This is a genomic window from Streptomyces sp. NPDC101237, assembly GCF_044767465.1.
In the GTDB taxonomy this organism is placed as follows: Bacteria; Actinomycetota; Actinomycetes; order Streptomycetales; family Streptomycetaceae; genus Streptomyces; species Streptomyces gramineus.
This window is the reverse complement of the sequence record NZ_JBIWNY010000015.1, coordinates 13,989-32,777: the sequence shown is the minus strand read 5'-3', so window position 1 is coordinate 32,777 and position 18,789 is coordinate 13,989. Positions and strand designations below refer to the sequence as shown.

General features: G+C 72.0%; 19 protein-coding genes. 10 read left to right on the top strand and 9 right to left on the bottom strand.

Annotation, left to right across the window (positions count from 1 at the left end; translation table 11 throughout):
* Positions 1-113 precede the first annotated feature (113 nt).
* Genes ACIRQ9_RS23135 through ACIRQ9_RS23125 form a run of 3 tightly spaced genes read left to right on the top strand, consistent with a single transcriptional unit; the run spans position 114 to position 2,553 of the window.
* Positions 114-1,244: an ABC transporter ATP-binding protein gene (locus ACIRQ9_RS23135; protein ID WP_404176497.1), complete on the top strand. Its 1,131-nt coding sequence runs from the start codon at positions 114-116 to the stop codon at positions 1,242-1,244.
* Entirely contained in the window at positions 1,241-1,891 is a 651-nt protein-coding gene (locus ACIRQ9_RS23130) for an ABC transporter permease (RefSeq protein ID WP_404176494.1), read from the top strand. Before ACIRQ9_RS23135 ends, ACIRQ9_RS23130 begins: the two co-directional genes overlap by 4 nt.
* Positions 1,888-2,553 (top strand): ABC transporter permease, encoded by a 666-nt coding sequence (locus tag ACIRQ9_RS23125; protein ID WP_404176491.1) that lies wholly within the window; start codon positions 1,888-1,890, stop codon positions 2,551-2,553. Before ACIRQ9_RS23130 ends, ACIRQ9_RS23125 begins: the two co-directional genes overlap by 4 nt.
* Before the next feature lie 81 nt (positions 2,554-2,634).
* On the opposite strand, the gene ACIRQ9_RS23120 is transcribed toward ACIRQ9_RS23125, so the two are convergent.
* The 4 genes from ACIRQ9_RS23120 to ACIRQ9_RS23105 are packed head-to-tail and all read right to left on the bottom strand — an operon-like array spanning position 2,635 to position 6,562.
* Positions 2,635-3,231: an ATP/GTP-binding protein gene (locus tag ACIRQ9_RS23120; protein ID WP_351325992.1), complete on the bottom strand. Its 597-nt coding sequence runs from the start codon at positions 3,229-3,231 to the stop codon at positions 2,635-2,637.
* Positions 3,218-3,634 carry a DUF742 domain-containing protein gene (locus ACIRQ9_RS23115; protein ID WP_351325994.1) on the bottom strand — a complete coding sequence of 139 codons (417 nt, stop codon included), beginning with the start codon at positions 3,632-3,634 and terminating at the stop codon, positions 3,218-3,220. Before ACIRQ9_RS23115 ends, ACIRQ9_RS23120 begins: the two co-directional genes overlap by 14 nt.
* Positions 3,635-3,668: 34 nt before the next feature.
* Positions 3,669-4,148 carry a roadblock/LC7 domain-containing protein gene (locus tag ACIRQ9_RS23110; RefSeq protein ID WP_404176487.1) on the bottom strand — a complete coding sequence of 160 codons (480 nt, stop codon included), beginning with the start codon at positions 4,146-4,148 and terminating at the stop codon, positions 3,669-3,671.
* Positions 4,145-6,562, bottom strand: a complete 2,418-nt coding sequence (locus ACIRQ9_RS23105; RefSeq protein WP_404176484.1) for an ATP-binding protein — start codon at positions 6,560-6,562, stop codon at positions 4,145-4,147. The genes ACIRQ9_RS23110 and ACIRQ9_RS23105 overlap by 4 nt, the downstream gene beginning before the upstream one ends.
* Before the next feature lie 387 nt (positions 6,563-6,949).
* Here ACIRQ9_RS23105 and ACIRQ9_RS23100 point away from each other — a divergent pair, with 387 nt between their 5' ends.
* Complete coding sequence (locus ACIRQ9_RS23100) at positions 6,950-7,912, top strand: ABC transporter substrate-binding protein (RefSeq protein ID WP_404176481.1); 963 nt, start codon at positions 6,950-6,952, stop codon at positions 7,910-7,912.
* 82 nt (positions 7,913-7,994) lie between these two features.
* Here the strand turns inward: ACIRQ9_RS23100 and ACIRQ9_RS23095 are convergent, their stop codons facing one another.
* Positions 7,995-8,450: a TerB family tellurite resistance protein gene (locus ACIRQ9_RS23095; RefSeq protein WP_351326000.1), complete on the bottom strand. Its 456-nt coding sequence runs from the start codon at positions 8,448-8,450 to the stop codon at positions 7,995-7,997.
* A gap of 171 nt (positions 8,451-8,621) precedes the next feature.
* Here ACIRQ9_RS23095 and ACIRQ9_RS23090 point away from each other — a divergent pair, with 171 nt between their 5' ends.
* From ACIRQ9_RS23090 to tatA, 3 genes are all read left to right on the top strand, one after another.
* Complete coding sequence (locus ACIRQ9_RS23090) at positions 8,622-8,981, top strand: ArsR/SmtB family transcription factor (protein WP_404176478.1); 360 nt, start codon at positions 8,622-8,624, stop codon at positions 8,979-8,981.
* On the top strand, positions 8,971-11,475 hold the full coding sequence (mgtA, locus tag ACIRQ9_RS23085) for a magnesium-translocating P-type ATPase (RefSeq protein ID WP_404176475.1): 2,505 nt from the start codon (positions 8,971-8,973) through the stop codon (positions 11,473-11,475). Before ACIRQ9_RS23090 ends, mgtA begins: the two co-directional genes overlap by 11 nt.
* A gap of 140 nt (positions 11,476-11,615) precedes the next feature.
* Positions 11,616-11,882, top strand: a complete 267-nt coding sequence (gene tatA, locus ACIRQ9_RS23080) for a Sec-independent protein translocase subunit TatA (protein WP_404176472.1) — start codon at positions 11,616-11,618, stop codon at positions 11,880-11,882.
* Between the two features lie 7 nt (positions 11,883-11,889).
* Here the strand turns inward: tatA and ACIRQ9_RS23075 are convergent, their stop codons facing one another.
* From ACIRQ9_RS23075 to ACIRQ9_RS23065, 3 genes are all read right to left on the bottom strand, one after another.
* Positions 11,890-12,882, bottom strand: a complete 993-nt coding sequence (locus ACIRQ9_RS23075; protein ID WP_404176469.1) for a sporulation protein — start codon at positions 12,880-12,882, stop codon at positions 11,890-11,892.
* 213 nt (positions 12,883-13,095) lie between these two features.
* Positions 13,096-13,548 (bottom strand): DUF6114 domain-containing protein, encoded by a 453-nt coding sequence (locus tag ACIRQ9_RS23070; protein ID WP_404176466.1) that lies wholly within the window; start codon positions 13,546-13,548, stop codon positions 13,096-13,098.
* Positions 13,548-14,246 carry a DUF6230 family protein gene (locus ACIRQ9_RS23065; RefSeq protein WP_404176463.1) on the bottom strand — a complete coding sequence of 233 codons (699 nt, stop codon included), beginning with the start codon at positions 14,244-14,246 and terminating at the stop codon, positions 13,548-13,550. The genes ACIRQ9_RS23070 and ACIRQ9_RS23065 overlap by 1 nt, the downstream gene beginning before the upstream one ends.
* 615 nt (positions 14,247-14,861) lie before the next feature.
* On the opposite strand from ACIRQ9_RS23065, the gene ACIRQ9_RS23060 reads away from it, so the two are divergent.
* Entirely contained in the window at positions 14,862-15,512 is a 651-nt protein-coding gene (locus ACIRQ9_RS23060; RefSeq protein WP_404176460.1) for a Tat pathway signal sequence domain protein, read from the top strand.
* A gap of 18 nt (positions 15,513-15,530) precedes the next feature.
* Here the strand turns inward: ACIRQ9_RS23060 and ACIRQ9_RS23055 are convergent, their stop codons facing one another.
* Entirely contained in the window at positions 15,531-16,469 is a 939-nt protein-coding gene (locus ACIRQ9_RS23055; protein ID WP_404176457.1) for a lytic polysaccharide monooxygenase, read from the bottom strand.
* A gap of 411 nt (positions 16,470-16,880) precedes the next feature.
* Between ACIRQ9_RS23055 and ACIRQ9_RS23050 the strand changes: the two genes are divergently transcribed.
* On the top strand, positions 16,881-17,528 hold the full coding sequence (locus tag ACIRQ9_RS23050; protein WP_404176454.1) for a ScbR family autoregulator-binding transcription factor: 648 nt from the start codon (positions 16,881-16,883) through the stop codon (positions 17,526-17,528).
* A 51-nt stretch (positions 17,529-17,579) separates the two neighbouring features.
* Entirely contained in the window at positions 17,580-18,731 is a 1,152-nt protein-coding gene (locus ACIRQ9_RS23045; protein WP_404176450.1) for a damage-control phosphatase ARMT1 family protein, read from the top strand.
* Positions 18,732-18,789: the final 58 nt, after the last annotated feature.

Sequence of the window (18,789 nt, the reverse complement as noted above, 5' to 3'; positions counted from 1 at the left end):
CCGCCGAAGTGCTGAAACACTTGCGGTCTAGACTCTCCCCGCAACGGCCTGCGCCACGGCGACCGTGGTCGAAACCGGGCAGCCTCAGCCAAACCCGAAGGGCATTCGGCGTTTTGATACGGATAGATTCAGTCACCAAGCGGTACCCGGACGGTACGGTCGCCGTCGACCGACTCTCCCTGGAGATACCGGATCGCTCGATCACCGTCTTCGTCGGCCCCTCCGGCTGCGGCAAGACGACGACCCTGCGCATGATCAACCGGATGATCGAGCCCAGCGAGGGCCGGATCCTCCTCGACGGCGCCGACGTCCAGGCCCAGCCGGTCAACACCCTGCGCCGGTCGATGGGTTACGTCATCCAGAACGCCGGTCTCTTCCAGCACCGCACGATCGCCGACAACATCGCCACCGTGCCCCGGCTGCTGGGCTGGAGCAAGCAGAAGGCGCGCGCCCGCGCCGCCGAGCTGATGGAACGGGTGGGTCTGGACCCGGCCCTCGCCAAGCGCTACCCGTACCAGCTCTCCGGCGGCCAGCAGCAGCGCGTCGGCGTGGCCCGGGCGCTCGCCGCCGACCCGCCGGTGCTGCTGATGGACGAGCCGTTCTCCGCCGTGGACCCGGTGGTCCGCAAGGGCCTCCAGGACGAACTGCTGCGCATCCAGGGCGAGCTGGGCAAGACCATCGTCTTCGTCACCCATGACATCGACGAGGCGATCAAGCTGGGCACGACCGTCGCCGTGATGCGCACCGGCGGCCACCTCGCCCAGTTCGCGCCGCCCGCCGAACTGCTCACCGACCCCGCCGACGCGTTCGTCGAGGACTTCCTCGGCGCCGACCGGGGCATCCGCAGGCTCTCCTTCTTCCCGTCCGCGGAGCTGGAGTTGCAGCGGGCCCCGATCGTCCCGGTCGACGCCGACGCCACCAAGCTCGACGCCCGCACCTCGCCGGACGCGCCCTACCTCCTCGTCACGGACCTGGACGGCAGGCCGCTCGGCTGGGGCGAGCCCCGTACCCTCACCGCCGGCTCGATCGACCCGGCGCGACTGCTCTCCTACGGGCGGCCGTTCCAGCCCGGACGGGACTCGCTGCGCGCCGCCCTCGACGGCTCGGTGCTCTCGCCGACCGGCTGGGCGGTGGCCGTCGACGGCGAGGGACGCGCGGTCGGCGTCGTCTCCCAGCAGGTCATCGGTGCCGCGATCCGGGCCGCCCACGCCGAGGGCCGCGACGACGCGAAGGCCACCGGATGAGCGGCTTCTTCGACATCCCGAGCGACCTCCAGAACACCTACTTCGGGCTGATCGGCCTGCACCTGCGCGAGGCGCTCGTCCCGGTGCTGGCCGGGCTGGTGGTGTCCCTGCCGATCGCCCAGCTCTGCGTGCGCTTCCGCTGGCTGTACCCGCCGGTCCTCGGCGTGACCACTATCCTGTACGCCATCCCGTCCCTGGCCTTCTTCGTCGTCCTCATCGACTACACCGGCCAGACCGAGACCACGGTGATGATCCCGCTCGCGGTGTACAGCCTGGTGGTGCTCGTCCCGGCGATCGTGGACGGCGTCCGCTCGGTCCCGGCCGAGACCCTCGCCGCCGCCACCGCGATGGGCCTGGGCCCGGTACGCCGGTACTTCCAGGTCCAGTTGCCGATCGCCGTCCCCGCCATCATCGCGGGCCTGCGGGTGGCCACCGTCTCCAGCATCTCCCTGGTCAGCGTCGGCATGCTGATCGGCAACCAGGGCGGCCTCGGCAACCTCCTCAACGACGCGAACCTCTACCACCGTCCCGAGCTGGCGGTGAACTCCGTGGTCACGACGGCCGTGCTGGCGATCCTGGCGGACGCCCTGCTGGTCCTCGTGCGCCGTGTGCTGACTCCCTGGATGCCGAAGGAGAGCACCCGGTGAACGTCCTCAACTTCATCCACGCCTTCTTCAGCGACAGCACCCACTGGCACGGCTACGACGGCATCCCCACCCGCCTGTGGGAGCACGTCCAGTACTCGCTGGAGGCGCTCGCCTACGCGGCCGTCATCGGCCTGCCCGTCGGCCTGATCACCGGTCACTTCGGGCGCGGCGGCAACGCCCTCGCCCTGATCGCCACGGCCGGCCGGGCGCTGCCCAGCTTCGGTCTGCTGGTCCTGATGTTCATCTGGCTCGGCTTCGGCATGCTGCCGGTGATGGTCCCGCTGGTCATCCTCGCCGTACCGCCGATCCTGGTCACGACGTACGAGGCGATGCGCTCGGTCGACCCGTCCCCGGTGGACGCCGCGCGCGGCATGGGCATGCCGGAGGCGCGCGTGCTCTTCCAGGTCGAACTCCCGGTCGCGCTGCCGCTGATCCTCAGCGGCCTGCGCTCGGCGACCATCCAGATCGTCTCGACGGCGACCATCGCGGCCTACGTCAGCCTGGGCGGCCTCGGCCGCTACATCATCGACGGCCTCTACCAGAAGAACTACGAGAAGGTCGTGGGCGGAGCGACCCTGGTCGCGGCGATGGCCCTGGCCACGCTCGGCATCTTCTGGGCGGTCCAGCGACTGACGGTCTCGCCGGGCGTACGCAGGAGCTAGCTGTAGTGACCCGAATGGGGCGCGGGGAACTGCGCGGCCGGCCACGTACGGCCCGCAGTTCCCCACGGCCCGCGCGCCGCACTACCCCTCGCGGCGGGCCAGCGCCAGTTCCAGCACCACGAGCAGCGCGTCCCGCACCGAACCGCGTTCCCGCGCGTCGAAGACGACCACCGGCGTCCCGTCGGCGACGTCCAGCGCCCACCGGACCTCGTCCAGCGTGTGCTCGACCCGCCCGTCGAAGGCGTTGAGGGCGATGGCGAACGGGATCCCGCGGTGCTCGAAGTAGTCGACGGCCGCGTAGCAGTCGTCGAGCCGTCGCGTGTCCACGATCACCAGCCCGCCGAGCGCGCCCTCGACGATGTCGTCCCACATGAAGCCGAACCGTTCCTGCCCGGGCGTGCCGAACAGGTACAGCTTCAGCGTCGGGTCGATGGTGATGCAGCCGAAGTCCATCGCCACGGTGGTCGTCGTCTTGCGCGGGGTGAGCGACAGATCGTCCACGCCCGCCGCGACCTCGGTGATCGACGCCTCGGTGGTCAGCGGCTCGATCTCCGAGATCGAGCCCACGGCGGTGGTCTTGCCCACGCCGAAACCGCCCGCGATGACCATCTTCACCGGCAGCGGCGGCCGGACGGCCGTACGCCCGGTGCCCCGGGTCAGCGAGTCAGTCGGTGTCACGGAGTACCCCTCGGGAGTCTGGAATGGCCCGCAGGCCGTCGATAACCCTGCGCAGGACGGACGAGTCGTGGGTGGCTTCGAAGTCGGGCACGTGCACGGTCAGCTGCCCGGCCTCACGCAGGTCTTCGGCGAGCACCCGGACCACGTTCAGGTGCAGCCGCAGCCGTGCCGCCAGTTCCGCGAGCGACTGCGGAAGCCGGCACGCCGCGATGATGTCGTGCTGCTCGAAGGAGAGCCGGGCGAGCGCGTCGAGGCCCGCGGTGGTCGCCACCACCTGGGTCTCGACGGGCATCGCCGGTCCGGAGGCGCTGTCCGCCACCCGGCCGGCGGTGACCAGGAACGGCCGTACGGCGGGGGCCGGGCCTACCGGGTCCGGGCCCGGGGGCGGGAAGCCGTCCGCCATGGCTGTGTCTTCCTCTCTCGACCGGCTCCGCCGGTCAGCGCGTCTGTGGGACGCCGACGCTGTTCTTCAGCTCCAGGACCAGCTGCGGACTGAGCGCGGCACCGGCGCGGTTGGCGAACAGCGTCATCTCGTAGGCGATGTTGCCGAGCTTGGCCTCGTTGTCCGCGACGACGCCGAGCACGGCACCGTTGCCGATCGCGGAGACGATGACGTGGCCGCCCTCCAGGTCGATGATGACCTTGTTGAGGCCGCCCAGCCCGTAGTTGCCGGAGGCTCCGGCGGCCAGGCTGGTGATGCCGGAGACGATCGCGGCGAGGCGTTCGGAGTGCGCGCGCTCGCGCAGCTCCGACACCGCGATCAGCAGGCCGTCGGAGGACACGGCGATCGCGTCCACCACTCCGGCTGTCTCGGTCGCGAAGCGGTTCAGCAGCCAGGTGAAGTCGGCTGCGGCCGCCTGCAGGTCGGTCGGCGTGGCGGCGCCGCCCGTCGGGGTGTCACCTGTCGACGTGCTCACTGCTCGGCTCCTTCCGGAAGGTGGATCTGGTGGTGCGGCTGGTTGGTCTCGGGGGGCGGCGCGGGCCGCTCGTGGCTTCCGGTGTCGCTCTCGCGCCGGGCGCGCTCCACCGCCGCCTCGAACTCCTCCAGCGCGTCCCGCTCGGCGTCGGCGTCGCGGTTGCGCGGCTGCTGGGCGAGGGCCTGGGCGGCCCCCGCGGTGGTCCGCAGGGTCGCCCCGCGCACCCGGCGGCGCAGCGGACGCGCACCGTCGGCGGAGCCGGCCGGGGGTTCACCGGAGCGGGCGGCCGGGATCGGGGCGTCCCGCGCCTCCGGCTCGCGGCGCGGCACCCGGCGCGGCAGGAGGCTCTCGGGCTCGGCGGCGGCCGGCACCGAGGCGGCCACGGTGGGCCCGGTCGGCTCGGCCGGTGCAGCCGCCCCGACGGCGAGCGGGGCGCCGGAGGTGTCGGCCACCGCGCTCATCGTCAGCAGCAGCCGGGACGGCAGGGTCACTTCGGCGGTGACGCCGCCGCCCGGGGTCCGGGTCAGCTCGACGCCGATCTCCCAGCGCCGGGCCAGCGCACCCACCACGAACAGGCCGAGCACCTTGGTCGGCATCAGGTCGAGGCGCTCGCGGCGGATCAGCCGGGCGTTCTCCTCGGCCAGCCGCTCGGCGCTCATGCCGAGGCCGTGGTCGGTGACGACGACGTGGGCGCCGCTCTCACCGGTGCGGACGGTCACCTCGACGGGGCTGCCCTCCGGGGAGAACGAGACGGCGTTCTCCAGGAGTTCGGCCACCATCAGGGTGAGGTCACCGATGATGTCCGGCTCGATCATCGCCTCGGTGCCGGCGTACAGCCGTACCCGCTGATAGCCCTCGATCTGGCCGAGCGCGGCCCGCACCACGTTGGACAGCGGGGTGGGCCCGGAGGACAGCACCGTCTCGCGGATGCCGGCCAGCAGCATCAGGCTGTCGGCGTTGCGGCGCAGGCGGACGGCGATGTGGTCGATGGAGTAGAGGCGTTCCAGCAGCGCCGGATCGGTCTCGGCACGCTCCACCGCGTCGATGAAGGCCAGCTGGCGCGTGGTCAGATTGCTGACGCGGCGGCCGACGTTGCCGAACATCTCGGCGGTGTTGCGGCGGCTGAGCACCTGGCGTTCCAGGAGCGCCGCGGCCGTGGTCTGCACCTGGTTGAAGGCGTCGGCCAGGTCGCCGATCTCGTCCCGCGCGGTGACCGGCATGTCCCGCAGCCGGGGCGGGCCGGCGTCCTCGGCGTCGTCGTCGGCGACCCGGGCGAGTTCGCGTCCCGCCACCTCGGCGACCTCGTGCGCGACCCCGGTCAGGGCCTGCACCGGGCGGATCACCGAGCGCCGCACCAGCGCGGCCAGCGCGATCCACAGGACGAAGCCGAACAGGGTGGCGGTCAGCAGGTAGATGGCGCGCGTCTTGGCCGAGTCGGCGGAGGCGTCGGCCCGGTCGGCGATCTGGCCGATGAGCGAGGTGGTGATGTTCAGCCGGGCGGGGGCCTGCTCCAGGTAGTACGGGTAGGCGGTGAGCGCCTGCGAGACCGCCCTGCGGATGTCTTCCTGGCTGCCGGCCTCCAGCCGGCTCGGGTCGATCTGCAGTTCGGCGAAGGCCTGGGCGATGTGGCCCTGGGCCTTGGTGTGTTCCACCGAGGCCAGCTGGGCCGCCTGCCCCTCGGTGGCGAACCGGGCGAAGCGCTCGGCCTGGTGCTGGTAGAGGTCGTAGGCGCCGACGGCGCTGGTGAACTCGATCAGCGCGTTGGTGTCCCCGGTGGTGGCGGCGAGGACGTTGGTCTCGAAGGCTCCGTGGGCGGCGTCCGCGCGCAGCAGGGAGTCGAGCAGGTTGCCGGTGAAGGTGGCGGCGAGGTCGGTGTTGCGGTCCAGACCGAGGCCGTCGATCAGGTCGTTGGCCGCGTTGGAGTACGCCGGGTCGATGTTGTCCGCCGGCAGGTAGGACTGCTCGACGGTCTCGCGCAGGCTGGTCAGGCCCTCGACCTGCCGCAGCGCGTCCGCCTCGGTCCCCGGCAGCCGGTCGCCGAAGGCGTCGCGGACCGCGCGCAGCTGGGCGGTCACCGCCTTCTGGGCGGACCGGTACTCCGCCGAGGAGGGCCTGCTGTCGCCGGACTCGTAGCGCGCGGAGAGCAGGATCGCCTGCTGGTGCTCCGCCTCCACCTTGTCGACCAGCCGCGCCACCTGGGTGGAGTCCCGCACCAGCTGCGCCGCGTCGTCCGCGCTGGCGGACTGCCGCACCAGGTCGGTGAAGACGTAGGCGAGCAGTACCGTGATGACGGCGAGCGGCACTCCGACCAGCAGGTTGAGCTTGCGCCGGAAGGGCCAACGGTCGGCGAAACTCCGTATCCCGCCGCGCCCCTGGGCGGGCCGGACGGTCGCGTCCACCTGGTTCGTGGACACCGGGCCTCCTTCAAGATGGTGTCTCGACTGTGGGGGCGTCTTCACCCCGAGCTGCTGCGGAACGACACCGAGTAGCGGGCCCCGTGCACCGCTGTGACCGATATCAACTGCCGTGAGAATACAGCGTTCTTGAAGCTCGATTCCGCTTGCTCTTTATCAAGAATCCATCACAAAGAGACCGCTCTACCTCCACAAGTGAGCACGGATTGAAGCCAATCGGTGACCCGGAGGCACTTGACTGACCGAGAACCGGCTGGATTGGATCGTGTGGATTGGTTCGCAAGAGCGCCACGTGGTGCGCGGCAACCCCGTGGGGTGCGCGGCGGTCCCGCGTGGCGCGCAGCAACACCCCCACCCTTCTGTCCATAGCTCCCGGAAACGGCAATCGTGACTTCCAACACCCTTCCCAGCAGGTCAATCCGGACATACCGAGGTGCGGCGGCCGTCGCGCTCGCCGCGGCGACGGCCCTGCTGGCGGGCTGTTCCTCCTCCGACGACAGCAAGTCCGACCCGCTGTCCGACAGCAAGGCCGGCGGCGACACCGTGGTCGTCGGTTCGAACAACTTCGCCGAGAGCACCCTGATCGCCGACATCTACGGCGAGGCCCTGAAGGCCAAGGGCGTCAAGGTCACCTACAAGCCGAACATCGGCAGCCGTGAGACGACCTACGGTCTGCTCAAGAACGGCTCGATCTCGGTCCTGCCCGAGTACAACGGCGCCCTGCTCGCCTACCTCGACCCCAAGGCCACCCCGAAGACCATCGAGGAGACCACCAAGGCGATCGAGGCCAAGCTGGACTCCAAGCTGACGCTGCTCGACCCGGCGGCGGCGCAGGACAAGGACACGGTGACGCTGAACGCGACGACCGCCGCGAAGTACAACCTCACCGAGAAGTCCTCCATCGGCGACCTCAAGGACATCGCCAAGGACCTGGTCATCGGCGCCTCGCCGGAGTTCCAGACCCGCCAGCAGGGTCTGGTCGGCCTGAAGTCCGTGTACGGCCTGGAGTTCAAGTCCTTCAAGGCCCTGGACGCGGGCGGCGCGCTCACCCAGGCCGCCCTGAAGAAGAACGCGGTCCAGGCCGGCGACATCTTCAGCACGGACCCGACCATCACCAAGGAGAAGTTCGTCGTCCTCCAGGACCCGGAGAACCTCTTCGGGTTCGAGAACGTCCAGCCCCTGGTCTACAAGAGCGCCCTGAACCAGACGGCCACCGACGCCCTCAACGCGGTCTCCGCCAAGCTCGACACCGCGGCCCTGCTGGAACTCGACAGCCAGGTGAGCTCGGGCAACAAGGACCCGCTGGAGGTCGCCCAGGCCTGGCTGAAGAAGGTCGGCCTCACCAGCTGACCCGCTGCCCGGTGACCACCGGGCGGCGCCACCGGCACAGGGGCTCTCGGGCCCCTGTGCCGAAAGGCCGGACGGGCGACGGTCAGAGGTCGAACTCGTGCGGCGGCAGGTCCAGCGTGAAGCAGGCCTCGCGGACCACGGCCTGCTCGGTCTTGTCGAAGTCGCCGTCCGCACCGCCGATCACGATGCCGATCTGGATGACCGCACGCGCCTCGGCCGGCTTCTTCTTCGCCTTGGCGACCTCCTGCAGCACGCTGACCTTGCCGAAGGCGAAGTCCGCGGTCAGCTTGTCCAGGTTCTCCTCGAAACGCCGGCGCAGGTCGTCCGCCGGGAAGTTCTGCAACACCTCGTTGGTCGCGATGAGCTGGGCGACCCGCTGGCGCTCCGACGGATCGACGGTGCCGTCGGCGGCCGCCACGAGCGCGCACATCGCCATGCTCGCGTCGCGGAAGGCACCGCTCTTCAAGTCGTTCTTCTTCGCCACGAGCTGGGTCTGCATCTGCGTCGCGGAGTCCTTGATGCGGTCCCACAGAGCCATGCGCACTCACTCCTCGGTCGGTACGTGCCTGCCAAGAGTCCTGCTTGTCAGGAATTTGCTTCTACAACAACGTAGAAACTGACGCGGCCACCCGGAAGTTCCCGCGTCCTAGACTGTTCCCTCCGATCCGGTACGGATCCCCTCGACGCGGTGGACAGGAGGAGTACGACAGTGGCGCCAGCGCCCGCCAGCGGCCGTGACGACCCCTCCGCGGACGTGCTCACCGAGGCCGCCGCGGCCTTCGGACTGCTCGCCTCGCCGGCCCGGCTGCACATCGTCTGGGCGCTGGCCCAGGGCGAGAGCGACGTCACCGGCCTCGCCGAACGGGTCGGTGGCGCGCTGCCCGCCGTCAGCCAGCACCTCACCAAGCTGAAGCTGGCCGGACTGGTCCGCTCCCGGCGCGAGGGCCGCCGCCAGGTGTACCTGGTCGACGACCCGGACGTGGTCGACGTCGTACGTCTCCTCGTCGGCCGCCTCACCGCCCGCACCGCCACCGCCGAACTCCCCGCACCCCGCCTCCATGGCCTCTGAGGGTGCGGCCGCCACCGCACTGCAGGTGCTGCGCGCGCTGGAGACGGGACCGCGCGGGCTGACCGAGGCCGAGGCCGCGGCCCGGCTCGCCGGCGCCGGTGAGAACGTCCCGCCCGCCCCGCACACCGCCTCCTGGCCGCTGCGCTGCGCCCGCGCCCTGCGCGACCCCTTCACCGCCGTCCTGCTCACCCTCGGCCTGGTCTCCGCGCTCGTCGCCTCCTGGGGCACCGCCGTGGTCATCCTCGCCCTGGTCGCCGTCAGCTGCGGGCTGCGGGCCGCCGGCGAACACCGCGCCGACCGCTCCCTGGCAGCCCTGCGCGAACTGGTCGCCGGCACCGCCACCGTGCTGCGCCGCGCCGGCGAGGACGCCGCACCGCGGGCCCGCGAGGTCCCGGTGGCCGACCTGGTGCCGGGCGACGTCGTACGGCTCGGCCCCGGCGATCTGGTCCCCGCCGACGTACGGCTGCTGCGCGCCCGCGGGCTGACCGTGCACCAGGCCGTGCTCACCGGCGAGTCGGCGCCCGTGGCCAAGGCCGCCGCCGAGATCCCCGGCGCGGACGGCCCGCCCGGCGCGGGCCCCTTCGAGGAGCCGCACCTCTGCTTCCAGGGCAGCGGGGTCGCCTCGGGCAGTGCCACGGCGGTGGTCGTGGCGACGGGGGAGCGGACCCGGTTCGCCGCCGCGCAGCGCACGGCCGACGGGCGGCGGGAGGCGAGCGCCTTCGACCGGTCGGTGCACGGCATCTCCTGGGTGCTGATCCGTTTCATGCTGCTCACCCCGCCGCTGGTCCTCATGGCCAACGCCGCGCTGCGCGGCCGGGGCCTGGAGACCCTGCCGTTCGCGGTGGCGGTCGCCGTCGGGCTCACCCCCGAGATGCTCCCGGTGATCGTCACCACCTGCCTGGCCCGGGCCGCCGCCCTGCTCGCCCGCGCCCACCGGGTCGTCGTACGGCGGCTGCCCGCGCTGCACGACCTCGGCGCGGTCGACGTCCTCTGCCTGGACAAGACCGGCACCCTCACCCAGGACCGGCCCGAGGTCGAAGGCGCGCTCGGCCACGACGGGCACGCCGACCCGGACGTGCTGCGCTGGGCGGCCGTCGGCGCCTGGTGGACCCTCCAGCTCGCCGAACTGCCCGCCCCGGACGCCCTGGACGAGGCCCTGCTCGCTGCGGCCGGAGCGGTGGGCGAGGAGTACGACGGCGTCGGCGCGGTCCCCTTCGATCCCGGGCGGCGCACCGCCACCGCCGTCGTCGCCGGCGGCCCGGGCATCCACCTCCTGGTCACCAAGGGCGCCGCCGAGGACGTACTGGCCCGCTGCGACCTCGATGCCGCCGCCCGCGAACGCCTGCTCGCGCTCGCCGCCCGCGAGGCCGGCGCCGGGCTGCGCGTCCTCGCCGTCGCGACCGCCGAGCGGCCCGCCCGCACCCGCCCCTACACGGCCGCCGACGAGCGGGGCCTCGTCTTCCGCGGCCTGGTCACCTTCCGGGACGCCCTCGCCCCCGGCGCCGCCGAGGCCCTGCGCGGCCTCACCGGCCTCGGCGTCGGCGTCCGCGTCCTCACCGGGGACCATCCCGCGACCGCCGCACGCGCCTGCCGGGACCTCGGCCTGGACGCGGTACGGGTGGCCGTGGCCGGCGACCCCACCGACCTCACCGCGGACGTCGTCGCCCGCTGCACCCCTAAGGACAAGGCCCGGATCGTCGGCGCGCTGCGCGCCGCCGGGCACACCGTGGGCTTCCTCGGCGACGGCGTCAACGACATCCCCGCCCTGCGCGCCGCCGACGTCGGGATCGCGCCCCGCACCGCCGTGGACCTCGCCCGCGAGACCGCCGACGTGGTGCTGGCCGAGAAGGACCTCGGCGCGATCGGGCACGCCGTCACCGCGGGCCGGCACAGCAGCGCCAACATCGCCTCCTACCTGCGGGTCACCCTCTCCTCCAACCTCGGCAACGTCATCGCGATGCTCCTGGCCGGCCTGCTGCTGCCCTTCCTGCCGATGCTCCCGGTCCAGGTGCTCGCCCAGAACCTGTGTTTCGACGCGGCCCAGCTCGCCTTCGCCCACGACCGCCCCGGCCCGGCCGCCCTGCGGCGCCCGACCGTGCTGCGGCCGCGCGCCTTCCTGCGGTTCATCACCGGCTTCGGCCTGCTCAACGCCGTCGCCGACCTGGCCACCTTCGGCGTCCTGGCGATCGCCCTGCGCGGTCCCGACGCCCTCGACGACCGGGCCGTCTTCCACTCCGCCTGGTTCACCGAGAACCTGCTCACCCAGGCCCTGGTGATGTATGTGCTGCGCGCCGGCAGCCGGCCGGGGCCCCTCGGGTGGGCCGCCGCCGCGCTGGCCGCCGTGGGCCTGCTGCTCCCGGCGAGCCCCCTGGGCGCCGCCCTGGGCATGACCGGGCTGCCGCCGGCCTGCCCGCTGCTGCTCGCCGTGGTCCTCGCGCTGTACGCGCCGGCGCTCCGTGCGGTGCGGGCACGCCACGACCGGCGCCTGCCGTAGCGAACGCGCGGCCGGGTCGGGGGACCGCCCGCGGAGCAGGGTTGTACAGTTGCGCAATGTGGCAATCGTCGCCGCTCGGCCGGACGTGGGAGGCATCCCCTCGCCGGCACCGAACAACGTGAGAAAGGGAGGGGGCGGTCATGCTCCGTAACGGACTCGAACCCTGGCACCTGCTGGTCGTCGCGATCGTCTTCATCGTGCTCTTCGGTTCCCGGAAGCTGCCGGACACCGCCCGGGCCCTGGGCAGGTCGATGCGCATCCTCAAGAGCGAGGCGAAGGCGATGCAGAAGGACGACGACGCCGCACCCGCCGAGCCCGTGTCGGTGCAGCGGTCGGCGGAGCCGGCCCCGGCGCCCGTGCAGCCGGAGCCGGGCAAGACCGCCGAGCCGACCGCCACCGCGATCTGACCGGCCGCTACTCCTCGTCCCCCTCGAAGAAGTCCCCGATCTCGTCCACCACCTCGGCCGCCACCATTCCGCCGACCACGCCCACCGCGAGCCCCGCCGCACCGGCGGCGACCGCCGTGCCGAGGCCGGGTCCGGAGCGGTGGTGGCCGTGGTGGTCGGCGCCGTGGCCGTGGTGCTCGGCGCCGTGACCGTGGTCGTGGCCGTACGCCGCGTGGGTGCCGTAGGCCTCGCGGTGCGCGATCAACTGGCGGATCCAGCCGTCCACCTCGCTGTTCCAGTCCAGCACGTGGGCGTCCTCGTGCCTGACCGTGAACCGGGTCACCGCGTCGTGCCCCGAGGAGAACGGCCCGCCCCGCTTGTCCGCCTCCAGGACGATCTCAAGTCCGGCCGGTGAGGCGAGGAAGGTCAGCTCGATCTCGCCGACCGCGTGCGCGTACCGCGGAGCCGGGGTCAGCTCGATCTCCTGGTAGAAGGGCAGTTGCTGGCCGGTGCCGCCGATACGGCCGTACTCCAGGTCCGCCGAACGGAAGCCCGACCCCAGCTGTCCGAGGGCCTCCAGGACCGCCTCCTGGACGGGCAGCGGCCGCACGGTCAGCGGGTCCAGGTCGCCCTTGTCCCGGGCGCCGGCCACTGCGATCTCCGTGCGCACTCCGAGCACGATCCCGAGCGGCTGCCCGTACAGCTCGGTCACCGGCGTCTCCCACGGCAGCGCAACGCTGAAGGGCACCTCCCGCTCCTCCTCCGGGCCGAGCAGGAAGCCGCCGCCGACCGTGAACCGCTCGAAGACGACCGTGCCCTCGCTCTCCCCGTCCTCGTGCTCCGCCTCGACACGCGCGACCAGGTCGAGCCCGATGTGCTCGACCTCCGCCGCCGCCGAGCCGCCCCTCAGCCGCACCCGCCCCGACAGCACTCCGCCGGGGGGCACCGCGGCGCCGTCCAGCACCGTGTCCACCGAGGGGCCGCCGACCCCGATCGCCCCCAGCAGCCGTTTGAACACCATGAACCCCGCCGCTCCTTCACCGCACTCGTCACGCACACCCGGGTCGGCCGTACGCCGCCCGGCTGCCCGCTGAACTCGCGGCCATGGCAAAGAAGTTCCCAAGTCACCTGTTCGGAGGACACGGGCGGGCCGTGGCGGGCGAGGGGGCGCGGCGTTCCCGCACACGGAGAAGGAGGCGGGCCGAGGGTCACCGGCCCGCCTCCCTCCTCCGCGTCAGACCGCCTTCGCTCCTTCGCCGAACCCCTGCGCGGCGGCCCGAGCGGCCTTGCGCCGCTTGCGCCTGCCGACCCGCGGTTCCTGGTCCGGCAGCCAGCCGAAGATCATGCAGCTGCCGACCGCCCCGAGGGCCAGGCCGATGAAGAAGCCGCCCAGGTTGGAGGTGACCCAGCTGCCCAGGGAGCACAGGATGCCGATGATGGAGTAGAAGAGCCGCTGCGACGGGTTGAAGAGCGCCAGCAGGCCGCAGATCACCATCACCACCGGCAGCAGATAGCCGGCCAGGCCCTGCATGCCGACGTGGACGACCACCTTCAGCGAGGCCTTCTCGGTGAGCAGGATCCATACGCCGCCGAGGGTCAGCAGCAGCCCGCCCCAGAACGGCCGGCGGGACCGCCAGCCGCGGAAGGCGGGCCGCCACCCCTGACGTGGAGTGCCGGTGCCGGACATCAGCAGCCCGAGTCGCTGAAGCTGAGTTTCAGGCCGGGGAGCTTGAACACGGCGGCGGTGGTCGCGTAGTTGGTCTGCCGCAGGTTGTCGATGTGCACGGTGTCGGCCTGCTGGCTGAAGACGCCCTCGGGGCCCTTGACGCCGGCCTTGTCGAGCGTGCTGGCGTCGTTGCCGATCTCGATGTTGTTGAAGGACGCGTTGCCCGTCAGCTCCGTCGAGTCGGTGGTCAGGTCGGTCGCCTCCACCTTCGAGGAGCCGCTGCCGGCCTTGATCAGCAGGTTGACGCCGCCGAGGTCGACGCTCTGGCACAGGCTGTCCAGGGTCGCCTTCTTGATCGCGGAGGTGACGATCAGCACCTGGCCGCCGGTGTCACCCTCGTTGGGGCTGTCCTTGATCATGTTGTCGAGCCCGCCGAACTGCTCGAAGCCGGTGCCGTCCAGCGACTTGGCGGTGACCGTGAAGGGCATGCCGGAGATGGAGAACGACACCCCCAGGATGCCTTGTGCGGTGAACACCGCGAGGCCGGCCAGGGCCACCGTGGCCGGGACCGCCATCACGGCGGCCCGGCGGGCACGGACCCGTCCCCGTCTCGGTTCGCCCTCGGTGGTTCCGGTGCTCTGCGGTGTGTCGGAAGGAGAACCGCTTCCCGGGTTCTCCGGCGTGTTGTCGGCGGACGGTATGTCCGGGGACGAGGCCATGTCTGCTCCCATGCATCAGTCACGCGGGTTGGGCTTCAGTGGCACGTTGTCCTGGCGCGGACAGCGGCTGCCGCGTACGCCTCCCCGCAACTCCCGGCGGACGCAAGGGCTTTCTCGTTACGCAGCAGTAGCCACGCCGAAAGTTACCGGCGGTTACATTAATGGGTCAAGGCAGATGTGAAAAAAGGGTGTTGAGTATGAGTCAATTGTGTTGCGGCCTTGCATTCCCTTGATCGAAATCTCAACTCTCTTGTCTGTACTTGACGTTGACGGTTGCTCAGGTCTACAAATCTCCCTGGTTTCCTTCGGATCCGTGGCGCCGGATCCGCCGAGCGGCATCGGCCGTTTCCCGGCCTTTTCGATCACCGCTCCGCGTACGGCGTCGGCACGGTCGCTTCCCCCCGGGGGCCGTGCCCGAACGCCCCCGACCGGCCCGGCCGAAGACCTGACCCCCCCAGGCTTTCGGCCGGTGCCCGGCTCGGCTGCCGTTGCCGGTCCGTCACGTACGGAGAAGGCGTCACGGGCCGGCAGCGGCCGGCGGCGCAACCGCGTCCGCCTTGACCTCCCCACCTCTCTTCACCTCACGGAAGTCCCCCTAGAGAAGAGGCAACCCGCATGCGTACGCGATCCCTCATAGCCTTGGCCGGTGCCGTCGTCGCCCTGTCGGCGGCCGCCACCGTGCCCGCCTCCGCCGACGGCGCGGTGCTCACCACCGGCAGCGCCGGCGGCACCGCCGTCGCCGTCGGCGACGTCCTCAGCGCGCCGCTGGCCTCCGGCACCAGCGCCACGCTCTACTCCAGCGCCACCGGCACCAGTGGCGTGAAGTGCACGTCCTCGGTCTTCACCGCCACGGTCACCGACAACCCGGCCGCCCCCGGCACGGCCACCGAGTCGGTCAGCGGGCACACCTTCGACGCCAGCAGCTGTTCCAGCAACGTCCTCGGCGTCACCGGTGTCACCGGCATCACCGTCGACAACCTGCCCTACTCCACCACGGTCGCCTCCGACGGCACCCTCACCGTCACGCCGGCGAGCGGCTCCACGATCCAGACCACGGTCAAGCTGAAGACGCTGCTGGGCAGCATCACCTGCGTCTACCAGGCGCCGAGCCTGTCCGGCAAGGCCAGCAACACCGGCAACAGCATCGCCTTCACCAACCAGGCGTTCACGAAGGTCTCCGGCTCCTCGCTCTGCTTCGCCGCCGGATACTTCACCGCCAAGTACGCACCGGTCACCGACAACGGCGCCACCGTCTTCGTCAACTGACCTCCGCCGCGCCGGCGGTCAGCGCCGGCGCAGACGCAACGCCAGGGCGGCGCCCGCGGTGAGCACCAGCACCGCCGCGGCGCCGCCCGCCAGCAGTGGCGCCGACGGACCCGAGCCCGTGTTCGTGTCGGAGGCCACGGGAGCGCTGTCGGCGGCGGCGGTCGTGGTCTCCGGCGAGGGGGCCACCGCTGCCGCCGTCGTCGTCGGCCGTGCCGAGGGGGTGGTAGGGCGCGAAGCGGTGGGCGCCGGGCTCTTCGAGGCACTCGGGGCCGGTGTCGCACCCGACCGCGCCCGCGTGCCCCCCGTCGCCGCCCCGCCGCTCGTCCCGGCCGGGAACACCACGTCGGAACACGAGTAGTAGGTGTCCGCCGTGCTGCTGTTCTGCCAGATCGTGTACAGCATCTGACGGCCCGTCCGGCCGGTGGGCAGGGTCGCCGTGAAGTGGTACCCGCCGTTCGTCAGCGGCGGGTCCTTGAACTCGGCGAACGGGCGGTCTGGCAGCTCGGACCACGTCAGCGGCTTCGCGGGGTCGTACCCCTGCTCCGTCAGATACAGCTTGAACGTGCCGGCGTGCGCGATCGTCGAGGCGTACGTCATGGTCATCCGGGCGCCCGGGGCCAGCCGGGTCGCCGGCCAGTCCGCGCGCGCCAGGTCGAGCCCCCGGTACGCCGGCAGGTTGCCGCTGCACAACCTGCCGTCCGGAATCACCTGCCGGTCACGGCCGGCGACCCCCGCCACCCGCAGGTTGTCCCACGCCGTGAAGTCCTGCCCGCTCGCCGCGATCGCCGCCCTGCAGGCCGCCGTCGCCGCGCTGCCGCCGCCGGGGGAGCAGGCGTAGACCCGGCTGACGGGATCGGTGGGCGCGCCGTGCGCCTGAGCGGAACCCGCCGCGCAGGACAGCAGCAGCAGCGGAGCCGCGACGGCGGCTCCCGTCACACGGGCGGTCGTCCGGGTCATCGGGACGTCTCCTCGGCGGGCGCGGGTACGAAGTCTGCCGCAGTGAGTACGGGATGCGGACCCGTGCCGTTCAGCACGGCCGATCACGTGCCGGGCCGGTGCGCGGGGCCCGGACCGCGCAGGCGTCATTGAGAACCGACCGTGCGGCTCGTATCGTGGTGATCGCCGGTGCACACCAGGACGTCCGCACCACCTCCGGGAGCCGGCACGGACGCGAAGGGGTGACGTGTCCCGATCGCGTGCGTCGGTGCAGGAAGGCAGCCGATCGCGAGGCCGGGCACGCCACTTGGGGATGTCCGTCACCAAGGTCCGCGCAGGTGACTCCCGTTGCCGCACGGTGAGCTATCGTGTGCACGGGGTGAGAAACAAACCGCATGCCCCGTCGGTTTGGAGCCGTGAGGAGTTTGAGTGATGGCGAGGCAGTTACGCGCGGAGCAGACCCGCGCCACGATCATCACGGCCGCCGCCGACCTCTTCGACCGACGCGGCTACGAATCCACCAGTCTGAGTGAGATCGTCGAACACGCGAAGGTCACCAAGGGGGCGCTCTACTTCCACTTCGCCGCCAAGGAGGACCTGGCGCACGCCATCATGGAACTCCAGGCCCGCACGTCGAGCCAGTTGGTGAAGGAGCTGGACAACCGCGGGTACTCCTCGCTGGAGGCCCTGATGCGCCTGACGTTCGCGATCGCCCGGCTCTCCGTCGACGGCCCGATCCCGCGTGCCGGACTGCGGCTGTCCACGGCGGACGTCAGCGTACGGCCGCCGCTGCGGCACCCGTTCACCGAAGCCCTGGAGTTCGCGACCCGCAAACTCCACGGAGCGGTCAAGGAGTCCGACGTCCACCCGGACATCGACATCGGCGCGGTCGCGCACTCCCTGGTCTGTTTCTTCGTCGGGACCCGGGTGGCCGGCCGCAACCTGGAGCCGGTGGGACGACTGCCGCGCCGGGTCGCGGAGATGTGGTACCTGATGATCCGCGGCCTGGTCCCGGTGCACCGGCGCGCCCGCTACCTGACCCTCGCCACCCAGCTGGAGCGCGAGATCAGAACCGGGTGACGGCCCGTCGGTCCGGCGGAGCCGGGCGGCCCGCGCGATAGCGTGACGCCCATGCCCGACTCCGCCGCCGCACCCGTGATCCTCGGCACCACCGGCCCCTTCCCGCACGGCGTGCTGGCCGACCGGCACCCCGCGATCATCCGCCGGGTGCGGGACGCCTTCCCGTACGGCCCGGCACAGCACCGCGCCCTCGACGCCCTGCTGCACGACTGCACCGAAGGCACGATCGGGCCGCTGGCCGGCGACGACCGGTGGCGCGACTGGGGGCTGGACGGCCACCTCGGACAGTCCTGGTTCGACGTGCCGTGGCTGTGGTCGGAGAGCTACTTCTACCGCCGGCTCCTGGACGCCGTCGGCTATTTCGCCGCCGGCCCCTGGCAGGGCATCGACCCCTTCCGCCCCTTCAAGCTCGCCGAACTCGACGCGAAGGAGACCGACGAGGAACTGGCCGCGCTCGACGCCCTCGGCGACGACCCGGACCGCGCCCTGCTGCACGGCTCCCTCTGGGGCAACCGCGCCGACCTCGGATTCCGTCTCTCCGCCGAGTCCGGCGAGGCCGTCTCCGCGCTGGTCGCCGACGACAGCGCCGCCCTGTGGCCGCTGCTGCGGGGCGGCACCCTGTGCCTGGTCGCCGACAACGCGGGCCGTGAACTCGTCCCCGATCTGCTGCTGATCGCCCATCTCCTGGACACCGGGCGGGTCTCGGACGCCGTCCTGCACCTGAAGCCGTACCCCTACTACGTCTCCGACGCCACGACCGCCGACCTCCTCGACGCCCTGCGCAGGCTCACCGCCGCGCCCGGTGCGGCCGCCGAGTACGGCCGAACCCTCTGGTCGGCGCTGTCGGACGGCCGGCTCGCCGTGCGCGCCCACCCCTTCTCCTGCGCCCCGCTACCGTACGCCGAGATGCCGGGCGACCTGCGCGCCGAATGGGCCGCCGCCGACCTCACCGTGTTCAAGGGCGACCTCAACTACCGCCGTCTGGTGGGCGACCGGCTCTGGCCGCCGACGACGCCCTTCGCCGAGGTCACCGACTGGTTCCCCGGACCGGTGGCCGCCCTGCGCACCCTCAAGTCCGACGTGATCACCGGCCTCTCCCCGGACACCGTCGCGGCCCTGGACGCGGCCGAGGGGCAGCACTGGCGCACGGCCGGCACCCACGCCCTGATCCAGGTCAACCCGAAGCCGACGGCGTCGGACTGACCCCGTCGCCGGCGACGGCCTCAGGCGCGGCCCGGTGCCCGGCGGCCGCGGTGCGCCC

Bases quoted from the DNA above. Each gene is read 5' to 3' on its own strand.
- ACIRQ9_RS23130 (WP_404176494.1), top strand. From the start codon at position 1,241: ATGAGCGGCTTCTTCGACATCCCGAGCGACCTCCAGAACACCTACTTC.
- ACIRQ9_RS23115 (WP_351325994.1), bottom strand. From the start codon at position 3,634: ATGGCGGACGGCTTCCCGCCCCCGGGCCCGGACCCGGTAGGCCCGGCC.
- ACIRQ9_RS23095 (WP_351326000.1), bottom strand. From the start codon at position 8,450: ATGGCTCTGTGGGACCGCATCAAGGACTCCGCGACGCAGATGCAGACC.
- mgtA (WP_404176475.1), top strand. From the start codon at position 8,971: ATGGCCTCTGAGGGTGCGGCCGCCACCGCACTGCAGGTGCTGCGCGCG.
- tatA (WP_404176472.1), top strand. From the start codon at position 11,616: ATGCTCCGTAACGGACTCGAACCCTGGCACCTGCTGGTCGTCGCGATC.
- ACIRQ9_RS23075 (WP_404176469.1), bottom strand. From the start codon at position 12,882: ATGGTGTTCAAACGGCTGCTGGGGGCGATCGGGGTCGGCGGCCCCTCG.
- ACIRQ9_RS23070 (WP_404176466.1), bottom strand. From the start codon at position 13,548: ATGTCCGGCACCGGCACTCCACGTCAGGGGTGGCGGCCCGCCTTCCGC.
- ACIRQ9_RS23065 (WP_404176463.1), bottom strand. From the start codon at position 14,246: ATGGCCTCGTCCCCGGACATACCGTCCGCCGACAACACGCCGGAGAAC.
- ACIRQ9_RS23060 (WP_404176460.1), top strand. From the start codon at position 14,862: ATGCGTACGCGATCCCTCATAGCCTTGGCCGGTGCCGTCGTCGCCCTG.
- ACIRQ9_RS23055 (WP_404176457.1), bottom strand. From the start codon at position 16,469: ATGACCCGGACGACCGCCCGTGTGACGGGAGCCGCCGTCGCGGCTCCG.
- ACIRQ9_RS23050 (WP_404176454.1), top strand. From the start codon at position 16,881: ATGGCGAGGCAGTTACGCGCGGAGCAGACCCGCGCCACGATCATCACG.
- ACIRQ9_RS23045 (WP_404176450.1), top strand. From the start codon at position 17,580: ATGCCCGACTCCGCCGCCGCACCCGTGATCCTCGGCACCACCGGCCCC.